At 44.2% G+C, this 21,509-nt stretch carries 17 protein-coding genes; 13 read left to right on the top strand and 4 right to left on the bottom strand.

Annotation, left to right across the window (positions count from 1 at the left end; genetic code table 11):
• The first annotated feature begins 81 nt into the window (after positions 1-81).
• Both aroF and glnA read left to right on the top strand, forming a co-directional pair.
• A complete protein-coding gene (aroF, locus tag ACWNM1_RS05530) occupies positions 82-1,128 on the top strand; it encodes a 3-deoxy-7-phosphoheptulonate synthase (protein WP_042186231.1) in 1,047 nt (348 codons plus the stop codon).
• Between the two features lie 283 nt (positions 1,129-1,411).
• Entirely contained in the window at positions 1,412-2,836 is a 1,425-nt protein-coding gene (gene glnA, locus ACWNM1_RS05525; protein ID WP_042186233.1) for a type I glutamate--ammonia ligase, read from the top strand.
• 207 nt (positions 2,837-3,043) lie between these two features.
• On the opposite strand, the gene ACWNM1_RS05520 is transcribed toward glnA, so the two are convergent.
• Positions 3,044-4,078 (bottom strand): LacI family DNA-binding transcriptional regulator, encoded by a 1,035-nt coding sequence (locus ACWNM1_RS05520; protein ID WP_449600222.1) that lies wholly within the window; start codon positions 4,076-4,078, stop codon positions 3,044-3,046.
• A gap of 374 nt (positions 4,079-4,452) precedes the next feature.
• Here ACWNM1_RS05520 and ACWNM1_RS05515 point away from each other — a divergent pair, with 374 nt between their 5' ends.
• The 8 genes from ACWNM1_RS05515 (at position 4,453) to ACWNM1_RS05480 (ending at position 13,637) form a co-directional block, all read left to right on the top strand.
• Positions 4,453-5,826 (top strand): ABC transporter substrate-binding protein, encoded by a 1,374-nt coding sequence (locus ACWNM1_RS05515; RefSeq protein WP_449600221.1) that lies wholly within the window; start codon positions 4,453-4,455, stop codon positions 5,824-5,826.
• Between the two features lie 108 nt (positions 5,827-5,934).
• Positions 5,935-6,828 carry a carbohydrate ABC transporter permease gene (locus ACWNM1_RS05510; protein ID WP_449600250.1) on the top strand — a complete coding sequence of 298 codons (894 nt, stop codon included), beginning with the start codon at positions 5,935-5,937 and terminating at the stop codon, positions 6,826-6,828.
• The gene (locus ACWNM1_RS05505; RefSeq protein WP_449600220.1) at positions 6,828-7,664 is read left to right on the top strand and encodes a carbohydrate ABC transporter permease; all 837 of its coding nucleotides are present in this window, start codon (positions 6,828-6,830) and stop codon (positions 7,662-7,664) included. The genes ACWNM1_RS05510 and ACWNM1_RS05505 overlap by 1 nt, the downstream gene beginning before the upstream one ends.
• 29 nt (positions 7,665-7,693) lie before the next feature.
• Complete coding sequence (locus tag ACWNM1_RS05500; RefSeq protein ID WP_449600219.1) at positions 7,694-10,432, top strand: GH36-type glycosyl hydrolase domain-containing protein; 2,739 nt, start codon at positions 7,694-7,696, stop codon at positions 10,430-10,432.
• Positions 10,433-10,582: 150 nt separating this feature from the next.
• The gene (locus tag ACWNM1_RS05495) at positions 10,583-11,470 is read left to right on the top strand and encodes a hypothetical protein (protein ID WP_449600218.1); all 888 of its coding nucleotides are present in this window, start codon (positions 10,583-10,585) and stop codon (positions 11,468-11,470) included.
• A 110-nt stretch (positions 11,471-11,580) separates the two neighbouring features.
• Positions 11,581-12,669 carry a 3-phosphoserine/phosphohydroxythreonine transaminase gene (gene serC / locus ACWNM1_RS05490; RefSeq protein ID WP_042186243.1) on the top strand — a complete coding sequence of 363 codons (1,089 nt, stop codon included), beginning with the start codon at positions 11,581-11,583 and terminating at the stop codon, positions 12,667-12,669.
• 123 nt (positions 12,670-12,792) lie between these two features.
• Complete coding sequence (trmL, locus tag ACWNM1_RS05485; protein WP_042125678.1) at positions 12,793-13,257, top strand: tRNA (uridine(34)/cytosine(34)/5-carboxymethylaminomethyluridine(34)-2'-O)-methyltransferase TrmL; 465 nt, start codon at positions 12,793-12,795, stop codon at positions 13,255-13,257.
• Positions 13,258-13,382: 125 nt separating this feature from the next.
• Positions 13,383-13,637, top strand: a complete 255-nt coding sequence (locus ACWNM1_RS05480) for an AbrB/MazE/SpoVT family DNA-binding domain-containing protein (RefSeq protein ID WP_039871533.1) — start codon at positions 13,383-13,385, stop codon at positions 13,635-13,637.
• Positions 13,638-14,003: 366 nt separating this feature from the next.
• Here the strand turns inward: ACWNM1_RS05480 and ACWNM1_RS05475 are convergent, their stop codons facing one another.
• Positions 14,004-15,071, bottom strand: a complete 1,068-nt coding sequence (locus ACWNM1_RS05475; RefSeq protein ID WP_449600217.1) for a phosphodiester glycosidase family protein — start codon at positions 15,069-15,071, stop codon at positions 14,004-14,006.
• Entirely contained in the window at positions 15,068-15,475 is a 408-nt protein-coding gene (locus tag ACWNM1_RS05470; protein WP_042186244.1) for a hypothetical protein, read from the bottom strand. The genes ACWNM1_RS05475 and ACWNM1_RS05470 overlap by 4 nt, the downstream gene beginning before the upstream one ends.
• Positions 15,476-15,758: 283 nt before the next feature.
• Here ACWNM1_RS05470 and ACWNM1_RS05465 point away from each other — a divergent pair, with 283 nt between their 5' ends.
• Both ACWNM1_RS05465 and ACWNM1_RS05460 read left to right on the top strand, forming a co-directional pair.
• Positions 15,759-16,415 carry a DNA-binding response regulator gene (locus ACWNM1_RS05465; protein ID WP_042186245.1) on the top strand — a complete coding sequence of 219 codons (657 nt, stop codon included), beginning with the start codon at positions 15,759-15,761 and terminating at the stop codon, positions 16,413-16,415.
• Positions 16,416-16,554: 139 nt separating this feature from the next.
• Positions 16,555-17,772, top strand: coding sequence for an aminotransferase-like domain-containing protein (locus tag ACWNM1_RS05460; RefSeq protein WP_449600216.1), 1,218 nt, complete (start codon positions 16,555-16,557; stop codon positions 17,770-17,772).
• Positions 17,773-18,470: 698 nt separating this feature from the next.
• Here ACWNM1_RS05460 and ACWNM1_RS05455 read toward each other — a convergent pair.
• Positions 18,471-19,409, bottom strand: a complete 939-nt coding sequence (locus ACWNM1_RS05455; RefSeq protein WP_449600215.1) for a DUF2161 family putative PD-(D/E)XK-type phosphodiesterase — start codon at positions 19,407-19,409, stop codon at positions 18,471-18,473.
• A gap of 181 nt (positions 19,410-19,590) precedes the next feature.
• Between ACWNM1_RS05455 and ACWNM1_RS05450 the strand changes: the two genes are divergently transcribed.
• A complete protein-coding gene (locus ACWNM1_RS05450; protein WP_449600214.1) occupies positions 19,591-21,486 on the top strand; it encodes a PrkA family serine protein kinase in 1,896 nt (631 codons plus the stop codon).
• Positions 21,487-21,509 lie beyond the last annotated feature (23 nt).

Raw genomic sequence — 21,509 nt, 5'->3', positions numbered from 1 at the left:
TTAAAAGCGAACACGCGTCGTAGTGCGAGTGTGTTGAGCGAAATTATTATAAATTTTAAGTGTAGAGAGGAAGTTATTAGAATGATCGTCATTACATCCAATCAAACGCCAGAAGAGCAGGTTAAAGATATTATTGCAGTTATCGAAAAAGAGGGTCTGCAGGTACATCTCTCTAAAGGTGCAGATCACACTGTTATCGGTTTAGTAGGAAGTGTCACTCCTAAGCTTGCAGAGCATTTGCGGCAAATGAAGGGAGTAGAGAACGTCGTAAAGATCTCCAAGTCTTATAAGCTAGCTAGCCGTGATTTCCATCCAGAGGATACCATTATCGATATCAAGGGTGTGAAGATTGGTGGAGAGAATCTGGTGATTATGGGTGGACCATGCGCCGTTGAGTCTCCAGAGCAGATTGATGAGATTGCCCGTCTGGTTAAAGCTTCAGGTGCTCAGGTACTGCGTGGAGGCGCGTTTAAGCCCCGTACAGGTCCATACAGCTTCCAAGGCGTAGGTGTAGAAGGTTTGACTATGATGGCTGAAGCAGGAAAGCGTCATGGCCTATTAACCATTACAGAGGTTATGACACCAGAGTATGTGGATATTTGTGCAGAGCATGCTGACATCCTCCAGGTCGGTACACGGAACATGCAGAACTTTGATTTATTACGCAAGCTGGGTACTTGTGGAAGACCTGTCCTTCTGAAACGCGGCTTCAGTGCAACCTATGATGAATTGCTCAATGCAGCGGAGTACATTTTGGCAGGCGGAAATAAGGATGTAATGCTCTGTGAGCGTGGTATTCGTACATTTGAGACTTACACACGCAATACGCTGGATCTATCAGCTATTCCGGTTCTACAAAGCTTAAGCCACCTTCCGGTAATCTCTGACCCAAGTCACGGCACTGGACGTCGTGAGTTAGTTGAACCTATGGCTAAAGCTTCGGTTGCAGCTGGTGCAAATGGTCTAATCATTGAAATGCACACAGATCCGGACAATTCTATGACAGGTGACGGTGTTCAATCGTTATTCCCTGAGCAGTTCGATAATCTGCTTAAGGATCTAGAAAAGCTCGCTCCGATTGTTGGACGTAAGTTTTCAACTTCGCCAGAAACCGTTTCGGCGCTATAATTTTTAAGAATATAACAACCTTGGAAGTCCTCTAAACCCGCGGTACAGCGGGATAGTAGGGCTTCTTTGCTATTGGATAAGTTAGAAATGTCATGAATATTAGCGAAAATAATGGATTTCACGAAAGCGTTAGAATATCTTACATTGCTGAAAGAAATACCTGACATAAGCATTGACGATGTTAGGTATGAGATTTATAATGACGACAGCAAATAAAAATGAAACAAGAACATTTGCATACTGTGAGGGGCTTAATGTTCGGAACTTGGGGGAGGAAAAATTCATGTCGGTTGAAAAAGTGTTGCAAACAATTAAAGAAAACAATATCGAGTGGGTAGATTTTCGATTCGTAGATTTAGGTGGCCGTGCTCACCACATTTCTCTGCCTGCTTCTGAAGTGGAAGATGAAACTTTTGTAAATGGGGTAGCATTCGACGGTTCTTCCATCAAAGGATTCCGTGGTATTGAAGAATCAGACATGGTTATGATGCCTGATCCGAACAGTGTGTTCATTGATCCGTTTACAGCTCATCCAACGCTGAACGTTATGTGCGACATTTTCACTCCTGATGGTGAACGCTATGAGCGCGATCCTCGCGGTATTGCTGTGAAAGCAGAAGAGTTCCTTCAGAAGAGCGGAGTTGGAACATCGGCATTCTTCGCACCTGAATCTGAATTCTTTATCTTTGATGATGTTCGTTACGAGAGCGGTATGAACAGCTCCTCATTCTTCGTAGACTCTGAAGAAGCGGCTTGGAATACGGGGCGTAAAGAAGAGGGCGGAAATCTTGCATTTAAAGTAGGCGTTAAAGGTGGATATGTACCTGTAGCACCTGTGGATTCCCAACAGGATATCCGTAGTGAAATGTGTCGTCTGCTTGCTGAAGTGGGACTGCGCATTGAGCGTCATCACCACGAAGTAGCAACTGCAGGCCAAGCGGAAATTAACTTCCGTTTTGATACCTTGAAGAAAACTGCTGATAATCTCATGACTTACAAATATATTGTACAAAACACTGCACGTCAGTACGGCAAAGTGGCAACCTTCATGCCAAAACCACTGTTTGGCGATAATGGTAGCGGAATGCACGTACACCAATCGATCTTTGACGGAGACACTCCTTTATTTTACGAAAAAGGCGCTTATGCTAACTTGAGCGAAATGGCGCTTCACTACATTGGCGGTATTTTGTACCATGCACCAGCCTTGATCGCTTTGACTAACCCAAGCACCAACTCATTTAAACGTTTGGTTCCTGGTTACGAAGCACCGGTTAACTTGGTATATTCCAAAGGAAATCGTTCTGCAGCAGTTCGTATTCCAGTAGCGGCTGTGACACCGAAGGGCTGTCGTATCGAGTTCCGTACACCGGACTCTACCGCTAACCCTTACCTGGCATTCTCCGCAATGCTGATGGCAGGTCTGGATGGAATCAAGAACAAGATCAACCCACAAGAACTGGGTTACGGTCCTCTGGATAAGAACATCTACGAATTGTCCGATGCAGACAAAGAAAAGATCCGCAGCGTTCCAGGTAGCCTGAGCGAAGCGCTTGATTCTTTGGAAGCTGATTACGAGTTCCTTACAGAAGGCGACGTATTTACTAAGGACTTCATTGATAACTATATTGCTCTGAAACGTTCCGAGGCTCAAGAGGTTGCGATTCGTGTTCATCCACATGAATATTCTCTGTACTTCGACCTGTAAGATTGCTCAAATAATATAAAGCTTAAACAAATAAAGGTGTTCCTAAGTCATGGAAATGACTTAGGAACACCTTTTGTATTAATCCTAACAAAAATGAGGATATCTTTGGCCATTGATATGGCTAAGGATATCCTCATTTTTGCTTCTATAGTTTAATATTCTGCCCTGTAGTTCCACTTTAATTAAGTAGAGGTATTACTAAGGAATCTATACTAAACCCCGCTCAGAAGCGCCGCAGGATTCTCTTATGATGAGCTCTGGCTCCACGCTGAAAGAGCTCGTGCCTGATTGATTGTTTATTAAATCATACAGCATTAACGCGGCTAGGCGACCGATCTTATCTTTATTTTGTTTAATCGTAGTCAAGAGTGGTGTTGTGTAATTACAGGCTTCGATATCATCACAGCCGATAATTGCGACAGTACCAGGAACAGCGATAGAAGATTCTTTAAGGGCACGCATAGCCCCGATAGCTAGCTGATCAGAGGCCGCGAAGATCGCTCTGGGTAAATTGCCATTCGCAATCATTCTACACATGGTCTTATAACCGCTGGCTTCAAAGAAATTGCTCCCGTTTAAGAACCAGTTTTCGTTAATCGGTAGTCCTAAATCTTCAAGCGCTTTGCGGAAACCACTTTCACGTATATTGGAGATTTCTGATTCTGAGGAACTGCCGATATAGCCAAGTTCTCGATAGCCTAATAAGTAAAAATGTTCGACTACCTTAGTGGACATCTTGAAATTATCAGACATGATATAACCGGAATTGTCGCCTGATAGCTTTAAATCTACGCCGATGCAAGGGATAGAGCTATTGTCTAGTTCGCTAATAGAGGTTTCTAACTCTTGCCCGGAAATTAGTAGGCAACCATCTACATTAAAATGCTGACATCGGGCAAGATAATCATTAGTATCGCCACTTTGAAATTTTTCGTTAGAGAAAAAGATCAGGTCGTAACCTAGCAGTCCCATTTGTTTTTTGAAGGAGTTTAGGACTTCGATGAAAAAAGGATGGGTAAAGTCAACATTCAGCATGCCTGCAAATATAACACCAATTAGATTCGATGATTTTGTAGCTAATGTTTTTGCTGAATTGGAGGGAGTATATCCGGTTTCTTTTATGATTTGTTGTACCCTAGTCTTGGTGTCTTCCGAAATATCGCTGTAGTTATTTATGATTTTAGATACTGTCGAAACAGAAACCCCAGCTATTTTCGCTATGTCTTTAATGTTATAGGCCAACTTTAGTCCTCCTTATAATGAGAAACACTCTGTAATCTATGATGAAAGTGTAATTGAGTTAGGATTTTTTATGGATTTCAAGTATAAATTACGAAACGTTTTCGTAGATGATTTTATAATTATATAGGAAGATAGTCAATGGGTGATTAGTTTTCTCGCAGGAATGTCCTTGATATCAAGGATTTTTATAGATATATGATCAAAAATAGTTCAAAGACTAAGAATAAAAAAGACTTTACAAAGATAAATAACGATGTAATAATAAAAACAACGAAACCGCTTTCTGTATTATTGTCGTTAAAGTTTCGTGATTTCAGGAATTAAAATAGTGTTTCGTTAAAAGGTCGTAACAAATTATCTGGGGGGTAACAAAAATGGTAAAGAAGCTTTCTGCAGTATTGTTGAGCTCAGCGCTAGTGCTCTCATTAGCAGCATGTGGAAGCGGCAACAACACAAAAGGTGAGGCTACAAATGCTCCGGGGAACGGAACAGACAAGCCAGCATCTGGTGACAAGAAAGTGATTAAGATCTTGCACTGGAAACAAGAGAACATTAACAAAGTCATTACAGACATTAATAAGAAGTTTGAAGAGAAATATCCAGAATATAAAGTGGAATACACAACCACTGGTCCGGATGATGAATTCAAACAAGCGCAAAGAGCGAGAATCACAGCTGGTGACGTAGACGTCCTTGCCGATCTTTCCGGTATGAGATTGTCTCCGAAAGATTGGACACCAGGTGCGAAAGTGCCAGACTGGCAACAATGGATTGATTCCGGTTTGATTGCTGATCTGAGCAACGAAGCTTTCGTTAAAAACTACAATGCGAATGATATTGCCAAGGCGGGTACGTACAACGATAAAGTGTATGCGATCCCAACCGGTAAAGTAGCAATGTCAGGTTTCTTCTATAATAAAGAAATGTTTGAAGAAAACGGTTTGACTGTGCCTACTACATGGACAGAATTCATTAGTCTTCTTGATACTCTGAAATCCAAGAGCATCGTGCCAATCGTAGTGGCTGGTAAAGATGTATGGCCTTTGAAACTGCCAGTGTTCGGTTTGCAGTCTAAGATTCTAGGTGGCGGCGACCAACAAAAATGGATTGAAGGCGTTTGGAAAGGTACTTCGGCGTTCAACGATGCTGAGGCTGTGGAAGTGCTTGAAAAAATGAAGACGCTTCAAGATAACTACTTCATTGACGGTTTCTTGGGGATTGACTATGCAACAGCACCCTCGTACTTTGCAACAGGTAAAGCAGCTATGATCGCTGACGGAACTTGGGATGCTCCTACGATTGCTGCTGCTAATCCAGATCTGAAATTCGGATACTTCCCAATTCCAGCTACTGAAGACGCTGCTAAAAACAATTCACTTGTAGGTAAATACGATGTAACTTGGTATGCAGCAGAAAAAGGTCAAAACAAAGAAGGCGCTCTGAAATGGTTGGAATTCTTCTCCGAACCAGAAAACTACACAGAATATGTTAAAGCTGCAGGCTTCTTGCCAACACAAGATAACATTGCAACTGACAGTGACTTTATTGACAAAGAGCTTGCTCCTTACATGACAGGTGACTTTGAGCTAGCTTATGAAATCATGATGATTAACCGTGACAATGTAGGCGAGCACATTGCTGCTGAAGGCGTTCATACTGAATACCTGGCACCAGGCGGCGAATTCAAAACCGCTAAAGAGCTTGCAGATGTACAACAAAAAGAATGGGAAGCTGCAGCTCCTAAATAAGCTGTTATCCCAATAAACAGATATCTATAACATACTGTGTACAACATCGGGGTCTGTTCGTACAGACCCCGATCATTTTATTGAATTAGGATTGGGTAGGTGAGAGAAATGTATCCGTTCGGAAAAGGTATAAAAAGATATTTACCACTTCTGCTGCTTATGATTCCATTATCATTGTACGTTGTTTTTTATTTTGGACCCTCTATGATGACAGTCATCTATTCATTTACAGATATTACGAACGTTCCTGGAAGCAAGTTGAATTTCGTAGGCCTTGACAATTATTATAGTGTTTTTAACTCCGGAAATTCAGGCGAACGTTGGGATTCCATTATACGGACTATTTATTTCATGATCATTGTTACAATCGTACAAAACGGTGTCGGTCTCCTTATGGCCGTAGTGATTAATCAGAAGCTGAAAGGCGATTATTTTTATCGCGCAGTTTTCTTTTTACCGGTTGTGCTTGGTGTATCGGTAGTTGCACTAGTATGGGGCTTGATGTTCGATCCGCTAAGTGGTCCCGTAAATCAACTGTATGATTCATTGTTCGGTTATAAAGATATGTTCTTTGGAAGCTTCACCCATGCGTTTGGTTATATTATATTTACGCAAATTTGGATGTACATGGGTTATTCCATGCTGATTTTCCTTGCAGGACTTCAATCCGTTCCGAAGGATCTGTATGAAGCTGGATACATTGATGGAACCACGAAGTGGCAATCTTTTAAGAACATTACGTTCCCGCTTATTGCGCCATCGTTCACCATTAATATTATTTTGTCCATTATCGGTGCGATGTCCACCTTTGATATTATTCTCGCAACTACGGACGGTCGCTTTAACACAAGAACAATGGCTTATGACGTGTATAAAGAGACGTTCCGTGGTTCTCTACAGATGGGACTTCCATCCGCGCTTTCTGTGGTACAGTTCCTTATGATTCTGGTCTTCGTTGTATTTGCAGTTAAACAAATGCGTAAGAGAGAGGTGGAGTATTAATGAAAGATTCCAAAACCGCCAAAACTCTCTCCTATATTCTGATTGCAGTATTGCTCGTTTTGTATATCATGCCGCTATTGTTTGTTATAAATATTTCATTCAAGTCCTTCACAGATTACCTGCTAGACCCGATCGGGCTTGTGAAAAGTATTCAATGGGATAACTACAAGGAAGCTTGGCTAAAAGGTAATTTCTCAAATTATTTCCTGAACAGTCTGCTGTATACAGCCGTAGCAACAGTGCTAACACTAATCGTTTCGTTATTCGGAGCTTTTCCGGTAGCGAGAAATTATGTAAAGTGGAGCGGGTTTATCTATTTGTTCTTCTTGATGTCACAGTTCTTGCCTAACCCTATGGTTGCACAGTTCAAATTGATGCTTACCTTGAAACAAGAGCTTGGATTTGTGGGCTATGATACGAAGCTGGGTTATATTCTCCTAAAAACAGGAGGAACAGGTATCGTCTTCATGATGTTCGTAGGTTATATTAAAGGGATCAGCCGTGAGATGGATGAAGCTGCAGGTATGGATGGTGCTGGGTATATGCGGTATTTATTCCAGATCATTATGCCACTGATGAAACCTGTTATCGCAACAGGTGTTATCCTGACGGCCATTACCATTTGGAATGACTTTGTAGGTCCAATCATGTATTTGCCAAGTCCGGAACATTATCCAATTACCTTCGGGCTTAAAGAATTCCGCGGTCAATACGGAAACAACTGGCCTATGTTGGCGTGCGGTATCATGATCGTATCTGCACCACTTATCGTCCTGTACACCTTCATTCAAAAGTATATCGTTGACGGTGCATTGGCAGGTGCGGTTAAAGCTTAAGTAGATGTGTAAATGAGAGGATGGGGACAATGGACCGCAAAAAAATTCAAGGCTTTGAATTCACCGGAAAGGATGGAGAGTTCAAGCTTCAGCAACCGGATCATAGTAGTTTCTTATACTTCCCTCTAGTAAATGAGGGGGGGATGATGTCGACTGTAACCCCGAAGCTTCATGGTCAGGCGACGACTGGTCATAATACATTTTTAACACCGCCCTTATCTGTTGAAGATTTGCATAATTCACGCGCCTCACGTAATTTCTGGGTTTACGTCGAAGGCAAAGGTGCTTGGTCTGCAGCTGGAAACTCTGCTAAGCAAAATGCAGCGTTCTACACCTCATCTGCTGATGATGCAGTACTTGAGGCTGGATTCCTATGGCATCGTGTGACTCGCAGCAACTCTGAGATGGGTGTCAAAGCTGAGATTACCAGCTTCGTACCTAGCGGTAATGATAAGGTAGAACTTATGAAAGTTACGTTGACGAATACGGGAACAGAGGAGCTTACTCTTACACCAACGGCTGTAGTTCCCTTGTATGCCCGTTCCGCAGATGATCTGCGCGATCACAGACATGTAACCTCCCTGCTGAACCGGATTTACACCTCAGCTTATGGTGTTGAGGTTCAACCTGCACTATCTTTCGATGAGCGTGGTCATCGCATTAATCACACTTCTTACGGTGTATTTGGTGCAGAAGGTGATGGCAGTCAGCCTGATGGTTTCTTCCCGATTCAAGAAGAATTTATTGGTGAAGGTGGAAGTCTTGACTGGCCAGAAGCTGTTATTCTGAATACTACGCCAGAGATTGGTAAAGGTGGCGGCGTGGATAGAGAGGGTTATGAAGCCGTTGGTGGTCTTCGTTTTGCTTCAATTACCTTGTCTTCTGGTGCAAGCCATTCTTATGTCGTAGTTATGGCAATTGATAGTGATAGAATTAACGTTGAAGCGTTGATGAGTAAATATGGTACATCTGAAGCTTTTGATCATCTGCTAGAGGAAACTAAAGCGTTCTGGGCAGACAAAGTGAATATGGTAGAATTTCATACCGGAGACTCGGATGCAGATCAATGGATGAAATGGGTAACCATCCAACCGGTCCTTAGAAGACTGTATGGTAACTCCTTCTTACCGTATCATGATTATGGTAGAGGCGGACGTGGCTGGCGAGATCTTTGGCAAGACTGTCTGGCACTGCTCATTATGGAGCCTGCCGAAGTTCGTAGCCTACTCTTCAACAATTACGCTGGTGTGAGAATTGATGGCAGTAACGCAACCATTATCGGTCAACAGCCAGGTGAATTTATCGCTGACCGTAACAACATCCCTCGTGTATGGATGGATCATGGGGCATGGCCATTTTTAACAACGATGCTCTATCTGGATCAGAGTGGTGATCTTGATTTCTTGTTGCAAGAACAGACTTATTTCCGGGATACGTTTATGAGTCGTTGTAAGGAACGTGATACTTCATGGAATACCTCTGTAGGCAGTGATCTTAGAACAGTTTCTGGGGAAATCTACAAAGGTACGATTCTGGAACATATTTTGCTGCAAAATCTAGTTCCGTTCTTTAATGTGGGAGAACATAATAATATCCTTCTCGAAGGCGCGGACTGGAATGATGGCCTCGATATGGGGGCGGATCGCGGAGAGAGTGTAGCATTTACATCTTTCTATGCTAGCAATCTATTGGATATTTCCCGGGTGCTGCGTAACCTTAAGACTTCTAAAGGTCAGGAAACTGTTGAATTAGCCGAAGAAATGCAGCTACTGCTGGATACCCTTAACGAGTCTGTGGATTATGGTTCTGTATCAGGTAAGCATGAGAGATTGGATCGATATTATACTGCCGCACCAAATAAGGTGAGTGGAGTTCGTGTATCTCTCGATATCGATAAAGTAGCTGACGATCTGGAGCAAAAAGCAGAATGGTTATTTAACCATTTGCGTAGCAATGAGTGGGTACAGAGTGAGAATGGCGATGGCTGGTTTAATGGTTATTATAATAACGATGGTGAACAGGTAGAGGGTGAATTTTCTGAAGGCGTTCGTATGACGCTTACGGGCCAAGTGTTCCCGCTTATGGGTCATGCAGCGGCTCCGGAGCAAATTCCACACATTATTGCAGCTGTAGATCGTAATCTATTTGATGACAAGATTGGATACAGGCTTAATTCCCGTTTCGGTGGGATTCAGCAAAATCTCGGTCGTGCTTTTGGTTTTGCTTTTGGCCATAAAGAAAATGGGGCCATGTTCAGTCATATGACCATCATGTATGGGAATGCATTGTACAAACGTGGTTATGTAAAAGAAGGTCATAAGGTCCTTGAATCTCTTTACAGCTTGAGTACGGATTTCGAAAAAGCCCGTATCTACCCAGGTATTCCTGAATATATTAACGAGCACGGCAGAGGGATGTACACGTATCTAACAGGCTCCGCAAGCTGGCTCTTGCTAACCATGGTCACTGAAGTATTTGGTGTGAAGGGCAAGCTGGGAGATCTATTGCTAGAACCTAAATTAGTAAAAGAACAATTTGATTCCGAGGGTAAAGCATCAATTAAGACTATCTTTGCAGATCGTGAGTTTGAAGTGGTCTATAAAGCCACTGGAAGCTTTAACTATGGAGAGTACCAAATACACTCCGTTACGTTGAATGGCAGCGAGGTGACGCTGCAGCGCGGCTCAGGAAGTGCGATTATTCCACGTGAGGAGCTACTTGCTCTGCAGACAGAGAAGCTTCACGTGATTGAAGTGACTCTGGTGTAATCTTAACTAGAATTTTTATAAACGTCTGCACCGTTATGAATAGCGGCTGCAGACGTTTTTTTGAAAATTATAAAAACTAAGGTTCTTCATAAATGATATAATGCGGCTAATTTACTTATTTGTTGAATGATTGAAAGGGGTTTGTGAAGGATGGGTTACAGGCTGTCAAATGGCGTATTATCTGTGGATATCGCTGATATTGGAGAAGATTATAAAGGGACTCGTTTTGACTGGACGGGGTTTATCACACAAGTTACGTTAGAAAAGGGTAACCATACGTTTTGTGTGCCAGAGAGCTTGAAGGAAGGCGAAGGTACTGGCGGAAGTGGACTATGCAACGAGTTTGGCATTTCCCGGGCAATTGGGTATGATGAAGCGCCGATCGGAGGCTGGTTTCCAAAGCCCGGAATCGGATTGTTACAAAAGCTGGATTCGCAGAGCTATAGCTTTCAAAATAAATATCCACTAACCCCCTTTGCTGTTGATATGGAGGTTAGGGATGATTCGATTACATATACTGTCCAGCCGATGGAAAGTAATGGATACGCGATGCTCTTGACCAAAACGATCTCTATAAAGGACGACCAATTGAAAATTGCATATGAATTGCATAACAAAGGGGATAAGCCAATCCAAACCGAGGAGTACATCCACAATTTCGTAGGAATTGATGGTTTGAATATAGGTTCGGATTTTGAGTTGCGCCTCTCGAATGGGCTCAAAGTAGAAGAGCCAGAATCTCAATACACGAATAATTTGCTAGAGGTAGCTGGTAATGCCCTTACTTGGTCAGAAGAGCCAGACCGGTCATTTTACTGCAAGCTGAGTGGCTGGGGAGGTCCAGAGGCTGAGTTCAATTGGGAGTTGGTTCATAAGCCTACTGGAACAGGAGTACGCGAGAGCGGAGATTTCCCAGTAGCACGAATAGCGCTATGGGGAGAACGCCATGTGGTCTCACCTGAAGTTTTTGTGAACATTAGTCTTTTACCGCATGAAAGCAAGTCCTGGAGCCGAACTTATCATTTTTTCACATCATGATAAGCAGTAATCAAAGCTTTTATGTGAATAATTATACTTGCTGGTGTGTGAGATTATTGCTATCATAAGCGATATCCATATTGATAGGAGAGAAAGGGTGGGGAGTAGTTTTGAATAAGAGAGCATACAATTTTAATGCCGGACCGGCAGCATTGCCGCTTACGGTACTGGAACGCGCACAAGCGGAGTTTGTTGATTTCCGAGAAAGTGGAATGTCTATCATGGAGATGTCGCACCGTGGAGCAATCTACGAATCCGTGCATAATGAAGCGCAGGAACGTCTGCTTTCGCTCCTCGGCAATCCGAAGGGCTATAAGGTATTGTTCGTACAAGGTGGAGCAAGCACACAGTTTGCTATGATCCCTATGAACCTGATTTCCGAAGGCCAAGTAGGTAGCTATGTTATGACAGGTAGCTGGGCAGATAAGGCTTATAAAGAAGCTAAATTGGTAGGGGGCGCTCATGTTGCTGCTTCTTCCGAAGACAAGAAATTCTTAGCTATACCTGAATTGAGTTCGATTAAAGCTGCGGAAAATGCTGCCTACCTTCACGTTACTTCCAATGAGACCATTGAAGGAACGCAATATGCAGAATATCCGGATGCTGGCTCGATTCCGCTCATCGCAGATATGTCCAGTGATATCCTTTGCCGGCCAATCGATGTCAACCAATTCGGAATGATCTATGCTGGAGCACAAAAGAACCTTGGTCCTTCCGGTGTGACTGTAGTTATTGCTAAAGAGGAATTGCTCGCAGAATCACCTTCTAACATTCCAACTATCATGCGTTACAGCACTCATTACAAAAATAACTCTCTTTACAATACACCTCCATCTTTCTCTGTATATATGGTTAACGAAGTATTAAAATGGATTGAGGAGCAAGGTGGTCTTGCTGGTATCCATTCCAAGAACCTTGAAAAAGCGGGTCTATTATATGATCACATCGATGGAAGTGACGGCTTCTACAGTGGTGTTGCTGAGAAGAGCAGTCGCTCCATTATGAACGTTACCTTCCGGATGCAATCGGAAGAACTCGAAAAACGGTTTGTTAAAGCTGCTGAACTGGAAGGTTTTGTCGGCTTAAAGGGACATCGTAGTGTGGGTGGCTTGCGCGCTTCCATTTACAATGCAGTTCCTTACGAAAGTGTTAAAGCACTTTCTGATTTCATGAACCATTTCCGGCAAACTCAAGGTTAATGAACTCTATCGTAAACCTTCCGCCTATGGGTGGAAGGTTTTCAGTTTGTTTGGAGAAGCTATGGTTATGCACTAGAGTAAAACATCTGGCTATTAAGCCTTTAGAGAGGAAGGAACCATATAATGGCACTCCATATCGTATTAGTTGAGCCGGAAATACCGGCCAATACTGGAAACATTGCGCGTACCTGCGCAGCAACAGGCACTCATCTTCACCTGGTTCGCCCGCTCGGATTCCGTACAGACGATGCTACATTGAAAAGAGCAGGATTGGATTACTGGCACGCTGTTAACATTGAATACCACGACTCTTTTGCTGAGGTACTTGAGAAGTACAGTGAGGGACGTTTCTTTTACGCAACGACGAAAGCGGAGAAGAGATATAGCGATTTTGATTTTCAGGATGGAGACTTCTTTGTCTTTGGTAAAGAAACGAAGGGGCTTTCTGCTGAAATTCTGGAAGCGGGTAAAGAAACAAAAATGCGCATGCCAATGAGTGATGCCGTGAGATCGCTGAATCTATCGAATTCTGCAGCTATTATTGTATATGAAGCCCTTCGACAGCTGGATTTTCCCAATCTTGTTTAGAAAAAAGACATTTTTTTTGTTTTTTTTCAGCAGGATTCGACATTTTAATAACGAAATATAATGAATGAGCCGAAATATATAGTAGCTACAAATTATTAGTTGAACAGGAGAGGTGTACGTTAGATATGAAACCTGCTGGTGTAGTTCGCAAAGTGGATCAGCTGGGTAGAATTGTTCTGCCTAAGTCCCTGCGTAAAAGGTATCAGATGAATGAAGGCGACCCGGTTGAAATTTTGGTACAGGGTGACCATATCATCTTGGAGCGTTACCGTCCAAAATGTGTTTTCTGCGGATCAATGGAAGGTGTGAGTGAATATAAAGATCGTTATATTTGCGCTGCATGCCTATCAGAAATGACGCAATTGCCAAGACACGCCTAGGAAGTACATATTTACACATTTAGAATTCTGACAGCCAATAGTTTTCTAAATAAAGAAACTGTCCCATTCGTAGATTTCTCTACTTATGTGGCAGTTTTTTTGTTTCAGGCTTATAAAAAAATGCCTCAGAGCCAAGTGGCTGCTGAGACATTTCTTGCTTATAGACCTTTTGTTTTGTCGTCGTTGTAAGATGAGGTAAGGATGCCGACCATAAATAACACAAATACGATAGTTACGATCCAAAAGGTTAATGAGAACGACATACTGGCACCTCCATTAGCAAATGTATTCGTTATCAAGATTATACCCTGCAAATCAATAAAAATAAACGCAAATGTGATATGTTGCATAGACATTTTACTATAATCATTTAAAAAACAGGAAATTTGTTGGTACAGCTCTAAGATTTCCGTCTGATGGCTTGTTGACTACTCTTCCATTGAAGATGAGTGATGACGATCCTCCACCATCCAGATTATAAGCATCCATGACACCCATGTTATATAGCTTGTTCTGAATCTCCTCTAGCCGGGCACCAGAGCTGCCAAGCTCATTATAGCCATCCGCTACAAAGATGAGAAGCTGATCATCCTTATAATTACCGATTACTGTACGTGGCGCCCGATTGGGGGATGTTTTCCACTTTTCCGGGATCGGTACTTTGACGTTGTTCTTAAGTAGAACAGGCACAAAGGTTGCACCAAATACGGGTTCGAGTTGATCTAACTGTGCGCGACTGTAAAATTTCCCGCCGATTAACTGTCCGGACTTGTTCAGACCTACGAAGCTGAGATCCTTGAATGTCGGCTCGAAACCATTGAGATACTTTCCATCAACCACAGTAGTGCTTAAGGGATAGCGTTTTCCGGCTTTATCCGCAAAACCTCCAGCATTAATACCTGCAATAGCACCATGACTTTGTACAGCGTGCATAGTGGTTTCTGCGCCACCAGTAGCTTCCTTCGCAAGACTCATCTGCATCGCAGTTGGATCCTTCAATTTGATCTTCAAAGCATAGGCCTTATAGTTACCGGGATTCAGCTTATACAGCTCGATTCTAATCCGGTCGCTAGTAAGGACCTCCGAAGGTATTCCAAGCTTGGCGGATATCCGGCGGTTATAGATAAGCTCAGGACGGTTCGCTTGAGTCTTCGCTGTCTCGACTAACTTATTCATAGCAGTAGTGGTTCCTTTATATAGCTTAGCGCTAGCGCTGACTGCATCTATGGTGTAGGATGCAGTGCCTTCGGCTAGGGTTAAATCCTTTTTTAGGATAGCTGTTTCATTTAGAGGCCCTGAGATAGGTGTGAATTGTCCTACATCAAGATCCAGCTCGAGCGGTGGTCGATACCACCACATACATATCAGTAAACCTAAAAAAGGTGCGGTCAGAAGCATAAAGAAACGGTTCACTCTTTTGACTGGCGTCATCATTTAATCAGATCCATTTCTTTCTTCAAAGCTTCTAACTGTTTGCTAACTTCGCTCAATTGCGTATATAGCTTGTTACTATTGTCTGTCTTGGCACTTGCATTATCTTTAGTGAAGGTTAATAGTTCGTTAAAACTTTGCACTGTATTCTGCAATTCCTTCACTTCTTCAGTGAGAACGGCAATTTTCGACTCATAGTCGGTCTTAAGAACGGTTAGCTGCTGCTGGCTCTGATTGCTAAGTTCGCTCAGCACTTGCTGCTTCAAATGGTTTGTGTAGCTGTATACAGCATATACACCAATTCCAATCATCACGATCCAGAACAGTAAAAACCATTTTACGGAAGGGCCGCTTCTCACAGCAGCACGGCGCGAGTGTACCGGGGACGTTTCCGCTAGCGGTTGCATTTGATCACCTCGGGTTGGTCTTTTTTTCAAGTCCCCATTCTATCAGACTTTGACTAGTTTCGCAAAAATGTAAGAGAGTGTGAAAACTAGAAAAAGTAATTGCATCCTATTAAACTACTGCGATACAATTTCTATAGATTGGAATTTCTGATAGACGTACTCAAGGTAACCAGCGAGAGAATAAACGAACAAGTCATCATACTTCCTTGCTTGCGTTTAAACCGGAAACGCTGCGGCGCTTTCCTTTCTGGATGATTATATAAAGCAGGAGGTCTGGGCATTAATGATGAAGGTTTGGCAGGTGGTTATTGTGGGGTGTCATCCTACAAGTATGCTGGGGACAAAATTGATTTTGGAAGAGGGAGGAGAGCTTAAAGTTCTAGGAATGTATTCAACTTGGGACGAAGGCGCTTCCATCGTAAGGGAAAAGAATCCCGAGCTAGTGCTGGCAGATTATCATATGCCTGAAGGTAATATTGAGAGTGTGCTGTTAAATATGAAAAAAAGCTCACCAAACTCACATTTTGTCGTGATGACGGATGAAGACGGCAGGGATCTGCTACAGCCCCTCATAGAGCTGGGAGCCAGCGGGATCTTCTCGAAAGGAGCTTCTCCTCATCAGCTTTTACAGCTGATCTTGGGTTTAAGAGTAGGTTTTCTTTCAATGCCGCTAGAATGGATAGAAAAAGGATCCTGGCCGATTTCGACTTCTAAAGGACTGGATGATGTTCTTCAATTGACGCAGACAGAGATGTTTATTATGGAGCGAATCGTTCAGGGGATTACTTATGATAAAATAGCGCTTGAAATTGCAGTAAGTCGTCGTTCGATTGACAATTACTTGCGCAAAATTTATGTGAAGCTTGATGTTTCGACGCGAGCGCAGGCCATTGAGAAATTTGCACTCTTTTCAAGACAAAACAGGCAAATCTACGCATAACCCAAGCTATACGACATAATGAGGGGAAAGGTGGAATATTCTTGAAATAGAAGAAAGCGTATCACGTTAAATGGATAATCGTCCTCGAAAGAGGATAACTTAGCCATTTATACTTGGTACTAGGGAAGGGGGATTTCGCATGCTTTACCAATTTTCTGCTCGCGCGCACACACTGCTATCGTCACCGCTTCTAAGTATTCGCACCCAAACACGGAGAAGCTCCATGATATCGCTTGCTGAAGAATTACCAGCGGAAGAACTGTTCCCATTATCGCTGCTTGCCGAAGCAGCCTCTACGGTGATATCTGCAGATGCAGGAGCACTTCAATATGGTGATCCTGCAGGGTATGGTCCACTTCGGGAGTGGCTTGCCGGGGATTGGCTCAGAGAAAAAGGGGTAACTGTTACTGAGGGTGGAGTTCTGCTAACAACGGGGAGCCAGCAAGCGATTGATTTGTTGTCGCGGGTGTATATTGATCCGGGAGATCGTGTATTAGTAGAAAATCCGACATCTCCAGGATTCTTGCAAACTCTTCGCATGCAGGGTGCCATCATTATTCCTGTAGAGGGTGACTTGGACGGGCTTCATCCCGATCATTTGCGGAGGCAAATTGAACTGCATAAGCCTAAGATGCTGTTCGCAACACCAAGCTTTACGAATCCAAGTGGTATCCTATGGAGCTTAGAGAGACGGCGTGAGGTGCTGGGTCTTTGTATCGCGTATAACATCCTGATTGTAGAAGATGATTCTTATGGTGATTTACATTTCCAGAAGTATGGTGAACATTGGGCAATAAGATATCCATCCTTGTATGCGCTGGAAAATAAAAGTGATGGCGGACACGTATTATATATCGGTTCGTTCAGCAAGACCGTTGCGCCCGCGCTGCGGACGGGCTGGGCTGCGGGTAGCCGGGAAGTGATCGGGATGATGGCTGCTGCAAAGCAGATGGCAGACTGGCAATCAAGCGCATTAAATCAGCGGCTCTTGCATCATTTGTTGGATGTGACCGCTTTTGATCTTCGTGAGCATATTGCGCAGCTGAACCGAGAATATAACACCCGACTGAAGTTAATGGTTGAACTGCTAAAACGTCCAGCTTGGAAGGGAAGCTCCTACGACCTGCCGTCAGGAGGTATGTTTCTATGGGTATCTCCACCGGAGGGGATGGATGTTATGGCACTGCTAAAATGTGCGCTAGGTAAGGGAGTGGCATTTTTGCCAGGACCGTTATGTAGTGTGGATGGAAGCGGAAATCACATTCGTCTTAACTTCAGCCATCCCGGCCGGGATGAGCTGCTACTTGGTATGAATCTGATGAGCGAGGCGGTTAAGGAGTTCACGGCTCGGAGTTAGGTGGGTAAGTAATCTGATGGATTGGGCGTATAAAAGTAACAAACAGGTTGATGAGTGGTCATAGGCGTAGGCAGATATGCGGTCAGATGCGCAGGGTGATGTGTAGGCGGATGAACGGGCAGATCATTGAATGACACACTCAGGAAGTCAATACGGTCAGAGTGATGCATTAGCCAAGGAGTAGAGCGCGGGGGAGGTCATTATAGGGTATTTCTCCCTATAACTGGCTGATTTGTATTCTGAAATGGAGACTATAGGGAATCTCTCCCTCTAAATTTCGGAAAAAGCTCTTTTTATGGAGTGATCTATGCATTTATAGGGAGGAATTCCCTATATTTCAGTTTTTAGCGCTTATATTTAGAAATTATAGGGATGATTTCCCTATAATTTAATGTATCACCTTGAGATTGATTCTTCGAATGTTAGATGTGTTTCTATGGCTTGACGGATTGGAACACAAAAAGCATCCCGTAAATGGGATGCTTTTTGGCGTTACCTAGACATTGTTACGTGTGCATTAGAATAATAAGTTTAAAGTCCGAGTAAATGATTAACCTGATTAAAAGACGAAAGTCGAAGTGAAAGATCAAATCGAAGAAAATGATAAAAGTCAGAGTGAAAGATCAAAAGCAGAGAAAAAGATAAAGGCTCCAGAAAAAATTTGAAATCGAAAGAATTTTTTGCTTAGGACAGGCATGCTAATTACTGTGCTGATTGCTGTCATTGGAGGCGCCGCCAGTTATAGCGGCGTATTCTACTAGCGCGGCCTGACCGGCTGGGGTCAGGGTATAGCGCCCACGGCTGACACGGTGGAACCAGCCGTAGTAGTTGTGCTGCAGCATAGCGGCGGCGTTCGGTACGCCGCTACGCTTCCGCAGCTCGGCCGGAGTGATCCCGGCCGAGCGGGCGCTTGAGGCAGCGCTAGGGGCACCGCTTCGCGTGCCAGCCGCCGCTGCCTCCCGTGCTGCCGTGTCCCCGGCAGCACGCCCCTCCGGCGCTGAGCTCAGCGCCGGAGCCTGTGCAGCGGTGCTCGCCGCTGCACGTTTGCCCGCTGCGAGCGAAGCCTTCGCAGCGGCCTTCTCGGCAGCGACGGCGGCCTCCGCCTCCGCTGCCTGCAGAGAAAGCGCGACACGCAGCGCTTTCTCACGGTAGGCCGTCACGAGCTTGACGCGCGTGCTGCCGCCGATGTTGTAGTCTCCGCTGCGCTCGCGGAACTCATAGAGCAGGCGCTCGCGCCGCCGCTTGTTGCTGCGCTGCACAGGCGGTGTCTCGTCCGGCTCGACGAGCACCTCGACCAGCGGGGCCTTGGTCTTATAAAAAACAACGGTGATCAGCCCGAGACCAAGACGGCGGCACAGCCCGCTAAGCTCGCCCCAGCGCTGGTTCACCGCCCCTTTTTTATCACGGACACGTTCTACTGCGAGATAGACCGTAGGACTGAGCTTTAGCCGTTCTACCCCTTGCAGGAGCAAGGCGAGGTTGAACGATTTTTTCATCTCTACGATTAGAGGGTGCTCTAAATCCTCACGAATACCCACCAAATCACAAGTCCGAACCTCACCCTTGATGCTGTATCCTTGCTTTTCAAAAAAAAACTTCAAAGGAGCATACAGCTCCGTTTCATGTCGTACCGCCATAGTGTCACTCCCGTAGCCCTTTATTTTCGGGTTTCCATTAAGGTTTTACTGCGATTTTATGATTCTCTATTATAGCACAGCAAAAAAGAGGTCAACTATTCCACGCTTGCCGCATAGGTATGTAATACACTTTTTAACGCTATAGGAGAGCAAGTAGGAGCGCAAGAGGAGGCAGCGAGCAATGGATATTTTTGAGCGAATAGCTTCGTATCGGGCTGAGAACGACCGTTTGGCGTGGAGCGGGACCTTCAAGCAGTATATAGAACTTTTGAAAAAAGACCCCTCTCCCGCAAAAACCGCTCACTCCCGCGTTTATGACATGATTAAGTCGCATGGCGTAGAGGACATAAACGGACGCAAACGTTATAAGTTTTTTGAACAGGAGATTTTTGGACTTGATCGTGCAGTCGAAAAGTTAGTGGAGGAATATTTTCATTCTGCAGCACGCCGGCTAGATGTTCGTAAACGGATTCTGTTATTGATGGGACCTGTCAGTGGGGGGAAATCGACCCTAGTCACGCTGTTAAAAAGAGGTTTGGAACAATACTCGCGGACGGATGCGGGTGCGGTATATGCGGTTGAGGGCTGCCCGATGCATGAGGATCCACTACATTTGATCCCCCTGGAGCTTCGTCCAGAGATTGAAAAAGAACTCGGTGTGCGTATTGAGGGCAACTTGTGCCCGTCCTGCCAGATGCGGCTGAGAAATGAATATGCGGGAGATATTGAGCAGGTTAAAGTGGCTCGTGTTATTTTGTCAGAAGAAGAGCGGGTAGGGATTGGTACCTTTAGTCCATCCGATCCGAAGTCGCAAGATATTGCCGATTTGACCGGAAGTATCGACTTTTCGACCATTACTGAGTTTGGTTCGGAATCCGATCCACGCGCTTACCGTTTTGACGGAGAGCTGAACAAAGCTAACCGTGGGCTGATGGAATTTCAAGAAATGCTCAAATGCGACGAAAAGTTTCTATGGAACCTGCTGTCACTGACGCAAGAAGGCAATTTCAAGGCTGGCCGGTTCGCGCTGATCAGTGCGGATGAAATGATCATAGCTCACACCAATGAAACCGAGTATAAGTCGTTTATTTCTAATAAAAAGAATGAAGCGCTCCAGTCCCGTATGATTGTTATGCCTGTTCCGTATAACCTCAGAGTATCGGAAGAGGAAAAAATCTACGCGAAGCTGATCGCCCAGAGTGATATGAACCATGTGCATATTGCGCCGCATGCGCTGCGTGCCGCTGCTATTTTCTCGATCCTGACCCGTCTGAAAGAAAGTAAAAAACAAGGTATGGATCTGATCAAAAAGCTTCGCATGTATGATGGTGAAGAGGTCGAGGGCTACAAAGAAGCAGATCTCAAGGAGATGCAAACGGAGTATTTGGATGAAGGCATGTCCGGAATAGATCCGCGGTATGTTATCAACCGGATTTCCAGCGCTTTGATCAAAGGTGATCTGCAGTGCATGAACGCACTGGATGTGTTGCGTGCAATTAAAGACGGTCTGGATCAGCATCCATCGATTACAAAAGAGGAGCGGGAGCGTTATTTGAATTTCATCTCCATTGCCCGCAAAGAATATGACATTTTAGCTAAAAGCGAAGTGCAAAAGGCCTTCGTCTACTCTTTTGAGGAGTCCGCCAAGACATTATTTGAGAATTATCTCGATAATATCGAAGCCTTCTGCAATTGGTCCAAAATCCGCGATCCGCTTACGGATGAGGAAATGGAGCCAGATGAGCGGTTAATGCGTTCGATTGAAGAGCAAATCGGTATCTCTGAGAATGCGAAAAAGGCGTTCCGGGAAGAAATCCTGATCCGTATTTCCGCGTATTCACGCAAAGGGAAGAAATTCGAGTACAACAACCACGACCGCCTGCGGGAAGCGATTGAGAAGAAGCTATTCACAGATCTCAAAGATATCGTCAAAATTACCACCTCGTCCAAAACGCCGGATGAAAGCCAGCTCAAACGGATCAACGAGGTATGCGCCAGACTGATTGATGGGCATCACTACTGCCCAATTTGCGCCAATGAGCTACTGAAGTATGTGGGAAGTCTGTTGAATCGGTAAGCAGCAGGATGAACATAAGGTAG

It is taken from the genome of Paenibacillus sp. Marseille-Q9583 (genome assembly GCF_976954365.1).
This window is presented reverse-complemented; position numbering and strand designations above follow the sequence as displayed.